Consider the following 11,446-nt stretch of genomic DNA (forward strand, 5'->3'; position numbering starts at 1 on the left):
CTGAGCGGGGATGACGAAAGGCCTGTTCAGTCAACGGTCACCAAAAATGCTCTATGGCGTACTCGTGGCTGGCCTATTTCGCTCACTCTTCGTCGCGCTGACGTTTGCCGCGATCCTGCCCGCATACGCCCAGACGGCGCAAACCCCCGACACCGCCATTGCGCAGGATGCCGCCGCCGTCGCCGAGCGCCTGGGCCTCCCGCCCGACCAGGCCGCCCGCCAGCTTCGCCTGCAGGAAGCCAGCGTGCCTGTCACCGACGCGCTCTCGGCCGAATTCGCCGATCGGCTGGCCGGCATCGCGATCGATCACCGCCCGGCCTTTCGCATCCTCGTCCGATTGACCGGCGACGCGCCCGAGCCCGACCGCAGCGTCATCATCGCCGGTACGCCGGTGTCGATTCAGTTCGTGCCGAATGCGACCACGACGCTGACCGGCATGGCCCAGGCGATCACCGCGCATCAGGCCGAAATCCGCGCCAGCCTGATCGCGCCGCCGGGGCTGGGCGTCGATCAACGCAGCGGCGAACTGGTCGCGGTCGTCGCCGCGCGCGACGTCGAGCGGGAGGGTGCGCAAGGCTTGCGTGACCGGTTGGCCAGCCTGACGCGCGTGCCGGTGCGGTTGCGCGTGCTCGACCAGCCCGCGCTCGACATGGCCGGCATCGCCGGGGGCGGGCGGCTGGTCGGCAGTCGGCCGGGTGATCCTGCCCGCTATGTCTGTACCGCCGGCTTCGCGGTGACGGACGGCGCGCGTTATGCGCTGGCGACCGCGGCGCATTGCCCCGACGAACTTGCCATGCGGGATGTCGACGGGACGCAGGTCGTGCTGCCCTTCCTCGGCCAATGGGGCTGGGGCAACCAGGACGTGCAGGTGAACCTGGCGCCTGCACCGCTCGCGCCCGTCTTCTACGCCGACACCGCAAAGACCGTCCTGCGCCCGGTCACCACCGCGCGCGGCCGGGCGACGATGCGCGCCGGCGACGTGCTCTGCCACCGCGGCGAACGCACCGGCTACAGCTGCTCGCAGGTCGAACTGACCGACTTCGCTCCGGCCGGCGACCTGTGCGGCGGCGCCTGCCTGCCGACGTGGACGACGGTCGCTGGTCCGGGGTGCAAGGGCGGCGACAGCGGCAGCCCGGTCTTCATCGGCACGACTGCGGTCGGCATCCTGAAAGGCGGCAGCTATCGCCGCGACGGCAGCTGCGGTTTCTATTTCTTCATGTCGACCGACTTCCTCCCGACGGGGTGGACGTTGGTGACGCAACAATCCGTTTCTCTTTACAACTGAAACCGGTCCACCCATCTTCCTTGGCCTGTTTCAAGGAGGACGTGATGGGCTTTACGGGACGCGAACTGCGCTCGACGATCGACGCGGACGGCACGCTGACGCTGTCGCTGGAGACGGTGGAGGTCGGCGATCCCGGCGATGACGAGGTGATCGTCAAGGTCGAGGCGGCACCGATCAATCCGAGCGACCTGGGCCTGCTGCTCGGCCCGGCGGATGTCTCGACGCTGGAGCGGTCCGGCGATGCGCTGCGCTTGACGGTCGCGCAGAACCGGCTGGGCGGCGTGAAGGCGCGGCTGGGCCAGTCGATGCCGGTCGGTAACGAAGGTGCCGGCACCGTCGTGGCGGCAGGCGCCAATGCCGAGGCGCTGGAGGGCAAGCAGGTCGGCATGATCGGCGGCGCGATGTACGCCGATTACCGCAAGATCGCCGCCCGCGACGTGGTGCCGCTGCCCGACGGCGCCAGCGCGGCGGACGGCGCGGCGATGTTCGTCAATCCGCTGACGGCACTGGGCTTCGTCGAGACCGCGAAGATGGAGGGGCACACGGCGATCGTCCACACCGCCGCAGCCTCAAACCTTGGCCAGATGCTCCAGAAGATCTGCCTGGCGGACGGCATCCCGCTGGTGAACATCGTGCGATCGGACGAACAGGTCGCGATCCTGCGCGGGATCGGCGCCCGCCATGTCCTGAACAGCAAGGACGCCGATTTTGCGCAGAAGTTGCAGGCGGCGATCGACGGAACCGGCGCGACTATCGCGTTCGACGCGATCGGCGGCGGTACGCTCGGCAGCGACATCCTCCAGGCGATGGAGCGCGCGGCGGTCAAGCGGATGACCGACTACAACCGCTATGGCTCGCTCGAGCGCAAGCAACTCTACATCTACGGCGCGCTCGACCTGGCGCCGACGACCCTCAACCGCCTGGTGTTCGGTTTTGCGTGGAGCGTGGGCGGCTGGCTGTTGTTCCCGTTCCTCCAGCGCGCCGGCAAGGACGTCGCGCAGCGGATGCGTGAGCGCGTCGCGGCGGAGCTGACGACTACGTTCGCCAGCAACTACACGCGGACGATCGGTCTTGCCGAAGCGCTCGATCCCGACGTCCTGCGCGCGTACGAACGCAAGGCGACGGGCGAGAAGTTCCTGATCGATCCGACCCGGGGCTGAACCGCACGGTGCTCCCGCGAAGGCGGGAGCCCAGAGCCATACAGTGCAGCGCTCGTGGCCCTGGGCTCCCGCCTGCGCGGGAGCACCGGACATTACTTCGCCCCTCCGAAAACCTTGCGCAGGAACAACGTCTCCACTTCGCGGCGCAGGTCGTTGTTGGGCTTCTTCAGGAAACCGTGACCTTCGTCGGCGAAGAGCACGTACCAGGTCTCGTTTCCGTTCTGCCGCAACCTGGCGACGACTTGGTCCGATTCCGATTGCGGCACGCGCGGGTCGTTGGCGCCCTGCATCACCAGCATCGGCTTGGTGATCCGGCCGATATTGGCCATCGGCGAGATCTTCGCGAACACCGCCTGCATCTTGAGGTCGCGTTCGTCGCCGTATTCGGCGCGGCGGTTGTCGCGGCGATAGGCCTCGGTGTTCTCGAGGAACGTCGTCCAGTTGCTGATGCCGTAGCGTTCGACCCCGCCGACCAGCCGGTCGGAATAGTGCGTCATCACCGCCAGGCTCATGTACCCGCCGTAGGATTGGCCATAGACCGCGACACGCCGGGCATCGAGCCCGGGCTGCGTTCCGATCCAGTCGAGCAGCGCGCCGATGTCCTTGACCGAATCCTCGCGCTTCTCGGCATTGTCGAGGTTGAGATAGCGGCGGCCATAGCCGTCGCTGCCGCGCACGTTGGGCAGGATCACCGTCGCCTTCAGCACGTCGGAGAAATATTGCGCGCCATAGTTCCACACCGGCCGCGTCTGCGCCTCGGGCCCGCCGTGGATGTCGATGATGACCGGCGTCTTGGTCCCCGGCGCGATGCCTTTTGGCCGATAGACGAAGGCGGGGACGGACAGGCCATCGAACGACTTGAAACGGATCAGTTCGGGTTCGGCGAGCCTGGCCGGATCGAGGTCCCCCAGCTCCGATGTGGTCCAGCGCGTCAGCGCGGCGCCCGTCACGTCCCAACTCCATACGTCGCCGGCCGATGTCGCCGACGTCAGGCCGATCGCCAGCTGTCGGCCGTCTCGCGAGAATTTCAGCGCGGTCAGCACGCCCTTCGGCACCACCGGCTGCGGCAGCGCGCGGCGGGTCACGCGGTCCTGCACGACGACGCGCGAGAACCCGTCCTCGTTCACCGCATAGGCCAGCACGCGGCCGTCCTTTGTCAGGTCGAAGCTTTCGACATCCCATTTCAGGCCCGGCGTCACGACGGTCACGGCACCAGTCGCGATGTCGATCTCGACCAGCTGGCGGGTGTCGTTGCCGGTGTCGGAAATCGCGATGATCCGCGTACCGCCGGGCAGGTAGCGCGGGCCCTGGTAGACCGCCTCCGCCGCGTTCGGGGCGATGCGCGTCGCCTGCCCGTTCGCGAGATTCAGTTCGAAGAGCTGATCTTCGCGGTTCGACAGGCTGCGCACGAAGATCAGCCGCGACTTATCGGGGGCGATATCGGCCGGGCCGACGCTGCCGTCCGCACGGTACAGCGCGCGCGGGGCGCCGCCCGCGGTCGGATCGGTGGCGTAGATCGTGTACGCTGCCGACCCCTTCGTCGCCTGGGCCCAGGCGAGCATCCGCCCGTCGGCGCTGAAGACCGGCGACTGATTGCGCGTGCCCGGCGTCGTCAGCTGGGTCGCGGTGCCGGTCAGGCCGCGGGCGTAGAGCTGAAACCACTCGTCGCCGCCGGTGTCACGGGTCAGGACGAAGCGATCGGAGCCTGGAATGACGCGCGCGTCGGCCACGGGTTCGTCGGCGAAGGTGATTTGCGTGCGGGCACCGCCGGGGCGGGCGACGTGGTGGATCTGCTGCGTCGCGCCAAATCGCGTGGCGATCAGCATCGACCCATCCGGCAGCCAGTCCTCGAACTGTGCGGCCCGGCTGTTCTGGTAGCGCTGGACCGCCGCGCGCACGTCGGCGGGGATTTCGGGAACGTTCTGCAAGGTAGCCGTGCCGACCTGGCGCGTGGCGACCGTCTGTGCGGTGACGGGGAGGGCGAGGGCGACGATTGCCGCGGTGGCGAGGAGGGGCTTCAGCATCCCCCGATCATGCCGCCCCCGCCCGCGCCGTCAAGGACGCGGGCTGAGGGGCTGCCCGACGACGATCAGGCGAGCGTCAGGCCGACGTCGACATTGCCCCGCGTCGCGTTCGAATAGGGGCAGACGTCATGGGCGGCATCGACCAGCTTCTGCGCCTGGTCGCGGTCGATCCCCGGCAGCGAAACGGTCAGGTCGGCGGTGATACCGAAGCCTCCGGCCGCACGCGGGCCGATGCCGACCTCGGCGTTGACCGACGTGTCGTCGGGCACCTTCACCTTCAACTGCTGCCCGGCGACCTTCAGCGCGCCGATGAAGCAGGCGGCATAGCCGGCCGCGAACAGCTGCTCGGGATTGGTGCCCTTGCCACCCGCGCCGCCTAGTTCCTTCGGCGTCGACAGCCGCGCCTCGAACCGGCCGTCCTCGCTGCGCGCGGTTCCCTCGCGGCCCCCGGTGGCAGAGGCGGTGGTGCGGTATTTGACGTCGACGGACATAAAAATGGCTCCTGTGCAATTAACTTACTACGATATATATTGTGGCACGAAATATTTTCCAGGAGGTGTTTGTCGCACCCTCGCATCGGGTGTAGGATTGCGGGCCATGACCGACGCCCCTTCCGATCCGTTGTCGCTCGAAGGCCAGTTGTGCTTCGCGCTCTACGGCGCTTCCATGGCGATGGGACGCGCGTACAAGCCGCTGCTCGACGCGATCGGCCTGACCTTTCCGCAATATCTGGTGCTCCAGGCCCTGTGGGAGGGTGACGGGCGGACGATCGGCGGACTGGCCGAGCGGTTGTCGCTCGAATCGAGCACCATCACGCCATTGGTGAAGCGGCTGGAAACCGCCGGACTGGTTACCCGCGAACGCAATGCGCGCGATGAGCGCCAGGTCTTCGTCACCCTTACCGACCATGGCCATGTTCTGAAGACCGAGCGCGCGTGCATCACGGAGGCGATCGTCACCAAGACCGGTCTGGCGGTCGCCGAATTGCAGACGCTGACCGCGCAGATGCACGCGCTGCGCCGCGCGCTGGTGGACGCGGCACCAGCGGACTGATCGGCACGGCGCCGGCGACCACCGCGGCGCCCAAGGATCGACATCGGCACCCTGATAATTCCCTCGACCGGCTATTGCCCCCTATTGCAATCGATTGTAATAGCGATTGGGTCACGGCGCTACGCCGGCGAACGGGAGAGGCGGGAATGCGATATCCGGATTCGAAACCGCAATTGTCGGCAGCGCGCATCCTCGAGATGAACCTGGGCTTCCTCGGCCTGCAATTCAGCTTCGGGTTGCAGCAGGGCAACATGGCGCCGATCTACAGCTACCTCGGCGCGTCGGAAGCCTCGTTGCCGCTGCTCCAGCTGGCCGGGCCGGTGACCGGGCTGCTCGTCCAGCCGCTGATCGGGGCATGGTCCGACAGGACCGACACGCGCTGGGGGCGGCGGACGCCGTATTTCCTGCTTGGGGCGGTGCTGTGCGCCTTCGGCCTGTTCTTCATGCCGCTCAGCCATTCGATCCTGATGGCGGTGTCGCTGCTGTGGATTCTCGATGCCGGCAACAACATCACGATGGAGCCGTACCGCGCCTATGTCTCCGACCGGCTGAACCCGGACCAGCACCAGTTCGGGTTCCTGACGCAGTCTGCCTTCACCGGTCTGGCGCAGATGCTTGCGTTCCTGACGCCGTCGCTGCTGGTCTGGGCGGGCATGAACCAGGATTGGGTCGATACGCATAACATCCCCTACACCGCGCGGATCGCGTTCATGGTCGGGGCGGTGCTGTCGTTCGGGACGATCCTGTATTCGATCCTGCGCGTGCCCGAACTGCCGCTGAGCCTGACCGAGCGGGCCCGCATCGCCAGGGCGCCGAAAGGGCTGGGCGCAGCGGTGACGGAAATCGCGCAGGCGATCCGCGACATGCCGCCGGCGATGCGCAAGCTGGCGGTGATGAGCCTGTTCCAATGGTACGCGATGGCCGCCTACTGGAGCTATGTCATCTACACGATCGGCCGGTCGGTCTATGGCACCGCCGATCCGCAATCGTCGGGGTTCCATTCCGCCGTGCTGACCAACGGCGAGATGGCGGCGTGGTACAACGGTGTCGCGTTCCTCGCCGCCTTCGCGATGGTGCCGCTCGCCAAGCGGATCGGTGCGGCGAGCCTGCATGCCGCGTGCCTAGTGCTGGCCGGTATCGGTATGCTGTGGCTGCCGCACATCACCGAGAAATGGATGCTGTTCCTGCCCGCGACCGGCATCGGCATCGGGTGGGCGAGCATGATGGGCAACCCGTATGTCATCCTGGCCGGATCGATCCCGCCCGAGCGGACCGGCGTCTACATGGGCATCTTCAACATGATGATCGTGATCCCGATGCTGCTGATCGCCGCGACGCTGCCCTTCTATTACCAGCCCCTGATGGGCGGTGACCCGCGCAACGTCCTGACATTGTGCGGGGTGCTGATGTTCTGTGCGGCGATCGCGGTGTTCCGCGTGCGGGCGACCGGTGCCGAAGGCCGGCCGATCGGAGCGGAGGCGTGACGCGCTGGACGAAGGAGCAGGCCGCGAACGCCGCGACCCAGGCGGAGGCGCGATTGCCGGTATTCTCCGCCGCGGATTTGGTGCCGGTCGATCCGACCCGCGACGTCTGGGACATGTGGCCGATCGCGCGTGCCGACGGACGCACCGCGGTGGTCGATGGCCGGACGTGGTGGTTCTTCCTGGCGGTCCCCAAGGCCGATGACCCGGAGGCCCGCCACGACGTCGCGCGGATCCGCTTGTACAGCCGTGGTGAGGATGGCTGGCGCGATCACGGGCCTGCGTTTGCCGAGGACTTTGCACCCGGAACGCGCGAATGGTCAGGCTCGGCGGTGCTCCACGACGACGGCACGACGCTGGCGATGCACTTCACCGCAGCCGGTCGCCGCGGCGGAACGCGGTCGTTCGAGCAGAGGCTGTTCGTGACGACCGGCCGGTTCGCCGATGGCGCGGTCGGCGACTGGAGTTCGCCGGGCGAAACCGCCCAGGCGGACGGCGCGACCTATCGCATCGCCGACCAGACCGCGCCGATCGACGACCGGATCAAGGGCTTCCGCGATCCCGGCTATTTTCGCGACCCGGCGACGGGGCGTGAACACATCCTGTTCACCGGATCGGCCGGCGGATATGATGCCGTCCACGACGGCGTGATCGGCATCGCGACGCGTGACGGCGACGCGTGGCGGGTGGCGGCGCCGCTGGTCGACGCGCGCGACCTCAACAGCGAACTCGAACGCCCGCATATCGTCCTGCGCGACGGGCTCTATTACCTGTTCTGGTCGACACAGGCGAAGCGCTTTGCTCCCGGCATCGGCGCGCCGACGGGCCTGTACGGCATGGTCGCCCCCAGCGTCGACGGACCGTGGACGCCGCTCAACGGCAGCGCCCTTGTCGCCGGCAATCCCGAGGCCGAGCCGACCCAGGCCTATTGCTGGTGGGTCACCGGCGAAGGCGAGGTCATCAGCTTCGCCGACTATCACAGCCTTGGCGGCTTGCGACCCGCCGATGCGGCCGATCGGCGCCGGCATTTCGGTGGCACCGCCGCGCCGGGCTTCGCGCTGCACCTGTCGGGCGATCGCGCGACGATCGCGACACCGGCACGAGCCGAGGCGGCCTGAACGACACATACGGGGTCGGTGGAATGCGCAAGGCAGCCATGATGCTGGCGACCGGGCTGACCGCCCTGACGGGGAGTATCGACGTGAATGCCAAGGTGACCGCACCAAAAGGTGCGACGATCTTTCGCCTGGACGGGCACGGCTTCACCTATGCGCTGGGGGTCGATGACAAGGGGTACCTCCAGCCGCTCTACTGGGGTGCGCCGCTCGGGCCCAACGACCCGCTGGTCCCGGGCGATCCCGCGCAGCTGAAGGCACCAGGCGAGCTGTCTGGCTTCGATCCCGCCGGCTCCGTCACGCCGCAGGAATATCCGGGGCAGGGCGAAGGGCTGGTCAGCGAGCCCGGCATCAAGACGGTGTTCGCCGACGGCAACCGCGATCTCGTACTCAAATATCGCGCGCATCGGGTGGAGGGCGATACGCTGGTCGTCGAACTCGCCGACATCCGCCGCCCGCTGACGGTCACGCTGCGCTACACGATCGACCCCGACAGCGGCGTCATCGGCCGATCGGCCAGCGTCCATAACGGCGACACGAAACCCGTGCGCGTCGATCAGATCGCATCGGCGGTCTTCACCCTGCCGGTCGGCGACGATTACCGCCTGCACTATCTAACCGGTCGCCACGCCGCCGAATGGACTCAGAAGCAGGTGCCGGTGACACCGGCGCTGACCGTGCTGGAAAGCCGCCGCGGATCGACCGGGCACGGCAACAACCCGTGGTTCGCGATTGGACGCGAGCGTGTGACGAGCGAGGATGCCGGGCCGGTCTGGTACGGTGCGCTCGCCTGGTCGGGGTCGTTCCGCATCAGCGTCGGCCAGGACAACCTCGGCCGCGTGCGCATCGCCGGCGGGTACAACAGCTACGACTTCGCCTGGACGCTGAAACCCGGCGAGACGCTCGACACGCCCGTCTTCTATGCCGGCTATTCGGACGGCGGCATGGGCGGCGCCTCGCGCGCGTTCCACGATTTCCAGATGCGCAAGATCATTCCGGACGGCGTCAAGGCCAAGCTGCGCCCGGTACTGTACAACAGCTGGGAAGCGACCGCCTTCGACGTGACCGAGGCGGGGCAGGCTGCCCTTGCGGAAAAGGCGGCCAAGATCGGCGTCGAGCGGTTCGTGGTCGATGACGGCTGGTTCGGCGCGCGTAACAGCGACCGCGCGGGACTGGGCGACTGGACCGTCAACCGCACGAAGTTTCCGAACGGGCTGAAGCCGCTGATCGACAAGGTTAAGTCGCTCGGCATGGATTTCGGCCTGTGGGTCGAGCCGGAAATGGTGAACGCCGACAGCGATCTGTACCGTGCGCATCCCGACTGGGTGCTTGCCTATCCCGATCGCCCGCGGACCGAGGGGCGAAATCAGCTGGTGCTGAACCTCGCGCGGATCGACGTGCGCGATCACCTGCTTGGCGTGCTCGACACGCTCGTAAGCGAGAACGACATCGCCTTCCTGAAGTGGGACTATAACCGCAACTGGACGGAGGCAGGCTGGGCGGGAGTGCCGGTCGAGGACCAGCAGCGCGTCTATGTCGATTACGTCCGCAACCTCTACCACATCCTGGCCGAGCTGCGACGCCGGCATCCCCGGCTGGAGATCGAGGCGTGCTCGGGCGGCGGCGGGCGGATCGACCTCGGCATCCTTGAATACAGCGATCAGGTCTGGACGTCGGACAACACCGACCCCGCCGACCGGCTGATGATCCAGGACGGCTTCACCCAGGCCTATGCGCCTGCGGTGATGATGGCGTGGGTGACCGACAGCCCGAACTGGGCGAACACGCGCGTTACCAGCCTCGACTATCGCTTCCTGTCGTCGATGCAGGGGGGCTTGGGGATCGGCGCAAACCTCGACCATTGGCAGGACGCCGATTTCGCGACCGCGGCGAAGTGGGTTGCGGCGTACAAGACGATCCGATCGACCGTGCAGCGCGGGCGGCTGTACCGCATCGACCCGCCGGTCGGCGAAGATGCGACGTCGGCGACGATGTCCGTGGCGCAGGACGGTCGCCAGGGCGTGCTGTTCCAGATGCTCCATTCGTCGATGTGGCGCGACAATCCTGCCGCCAACCGGCCGCAGGGCCTGGACCCCGCACGCATCTACCGCGTGTCCGTGCTGGGCGGTGGCGCATTGCCCGCGGGCGTGCCGATACACGCAAGCGGCGCGTACTGGATGCAAAAGGGCCTGCGCGCGCCGCTGAAGGGCGATTACGTCGGGATCGCGTTCGTGTTCGACGCGATCACATAGCTCTCAGGCGCTGTCGCGGACGATCAGCTCGGGCTGCATCTGAAGCGACGGCGCGGGGTCGCCGGCGATCCGGGCGAACAGGCGGTCGACCATCGCGGCTGCACCGGCGACCAGGTCCTGCCGCACCGTCGTCAACGGGATCGCGGTCTGTGCCGCGACCGGCAGGTCGTCGAATCCGGTCACCGCCATGTGCTCGGGCACCGCGATACCACGCGCCGACAACACGGCGACCGTGCGCGTCGCGATCACGTCAGACGCGGCGGCGATCCCGTCGATCGCCGATCCGGCACGGTCGAGGTTGGCGGCGATTTCGTCGGCCATGATGTCGGATGCAAGGTGCGTGTCGAGCTGGAGAGGGGCTTCGAGCCCCGCGGCATCGGCGGCCGCGCACAGGCCGCGGAACCGCTCGATCAACTCCAGCGTGCGTACTTCGCCCATGAAGGCCAGGCGGCGGCATCCGCGGGCGATCAGATGCTCCCCCGCCAGGCGCCCACCGACGAAATTGTCCACGCCGACCGCGCAGTGGACCTGGTCCGGCACCTGGCTGCCCCACACGACCATCGGCAGGTAAGTGCGGGCCACCGCCTCGATATTTTCGAACTCGTCGGATTGGCCGATCAGCAGGACTCCGTCGAGCATGCCCGACTGAACGATCGTGTCCAGCCATTCGTCGTCGTCGGGAATGATCCGCGACAGCATGATGTCGTACCCGCGCTCGGTGATCGCATCGGCCAGGTGGCCGAGCAGCGTCATGAAGAACGGATCGGACAGGTGCTGGCGCCGCTCGTGTCCCAGCGGCACGGCGATGCCGATCACGCCGGTGCGCTGCGTGCGCAGCCGCCGCGCCATCAGGTTGGGCTTGAAGCCGTGTGCGGTGGCGATCTCGGTCACGCGCTTGCGGGTTTCGGCGTTGACCACGGACTTTCCCGCCAGCGCGCGCGACACCGTGCCGGTCGATACGCCTGCCATGCGTGCGATGTCGGCTAGGGTCAGGGGCCGGGCGGGCTTTGTCATGGTTTCACGCTCTAAGGGACGGCGCGACAAGAAAAAAGGGGCGGGCGCCGACGGGGTGCGGC

The 11,446-nt window shown here is 67.6% G+C and carries 9 protein-coding genes; 6 read left to right on the forward strand and 3 right to left on the reverse strand.

Going from position 1 to position 11,446, the window contains the following annotated elements; all coding sequences use genetic code 11:
- Positions 1–64: 64 nt before the first annotated feature.
- Positions 65–1,285: a S1 family peptidase gene (locus ASE86_RS14580; RefSeq protein WP_235524132.1), complete on the forward strand. Its 1,221-nt coding sequence runs from the start codon at positions 65–67 to the stop codon at positions 1,283–1,285.
- Positions 1,286–1,329: 44 nt separating this feature from the next.
- A complete protein-coding gene (locus ASE86_RS14585) occupies positions 1,330–2,445 on the forward strand; it encodes a zinc-binding dehydrogenase (RefSeq protein WP_056428490.1) in 1,116 nt (371 codons plus the stop codon).
- 92 nt (positions 2,446–2,537) lie between these two features.
- On the opposite strand, the gene ASE86_RS14590 is transcribed toward ASE86_RS14585, so the two are convergent.
- Positions 2,538–4,469 (reverse strand): prolyl oligopeptidase family serine peptidase, encoded by a 1,932-nt coding sequence (locus ASE86_RS14590; protein ID WP_056428492.1) that lies wholly within the window; start codon positions 4,467–4,469, stop codon positions 2,538–2,540.
- A gap of 65 nt (positions 4,470–4,534) precedes the next feature.
- The gene (locus ASE86_RS14595; protein ID WP_056428494.1) at positions 4,535–4,960 is read right to left on the reverse strand and encodes an organic hydroperoxide resistance protein; all 426 of its coding nucleotides are present in this window, start codon (positions 4,958–4,960) and stop codon (positions 4,535–4,537) included.
- Positions 4,961–5,066: 106 nt separating this feature from the next.
- Between ASE86_RS14595 and ASE86_RS14600 the strand changes: the two genes are divergently transcribed.
- From ASE86_RS14600 to ASE86_RS14615, 4 genes are all read left to right on the forward strand, one after another.
- The gene (locus ASE86_RS14600) at positions 5,067–5,522 is read left to right on the forward strand and encodes a MarR family winged helix-turn-helix transcriptional regulator (protein WP_056428497.1); all 456 of its coding nucleotides are present in this window, start codon (positions 5,067–5,069) and stop codon (positions 5,520–5,522) included.
- Positions 5,523–5,668: 146 nt separating this feature from the next.
- The gene (locus ASE86_RS14605) at positions 5,669–7,006 is read left to right on the forward strand and encodes an MFS transporter (protein ID WP_056428499.1); all 1,338 of its coding nucleotides are present in this window, start codon (positions 5,669–5,671) and stop codon (positions 7,004–7,006) included.
- Complete coding sequence (locus ASE86_RS14610; protein WP_056428502.1) at positions 7,003–8,121, forward strand: glycoside hydrolase family 68 protein; 1,119 nt, start codon at positions 7,003–7,005, stop codon at positions 8,119–8,121. Before ASE86_RS14605 ends, ASE86_RS14610 begins: the two co-directional genes overlap by 4 nt.
- A 23-nt stretch (positions 8,122–8,144) precedes the next feature.
- Complete coding sequence (locus tag ASE86_RS14615; protein ID WP_082441953.1) at positions 8,145–10,370, forward strand: alpha-galactosidase; 2,226 nt, start codon at positions 8,145–8,147, stop codon at positions 10,368–10,370.
- Between the two features lie 3 nt (positions 10,371–10,373).
- Here ASE86_RS14615 and ASE86_RS14620 read toward each other — a convergent pair whose 3' ends face one another.
- The gene (locus ASE86_RS14620) at positions 10,374–11,384 is read right to left on the reverse strand and encodes a LacI family DNA-binding transcriptional regulator (RefSeq protein ID WP_056428505.1); all 1,011 of its coding nucleotides are present in this window, start codon (positions 11,382–11,384) and stop codon (positions 10,374–10,376) included.
- Positions 11,385–11,446: the final 62 nt, after the last annotated feature.

Source organism: Sphingomonas sp. Leaf33, assembly GCF_001421785.1.
Lineage (GTDB): Bacteria > Pseudomonadota > Alphaproteobacteria > Sphingomonadales > Sphingomonadaceae > Sphingomonas.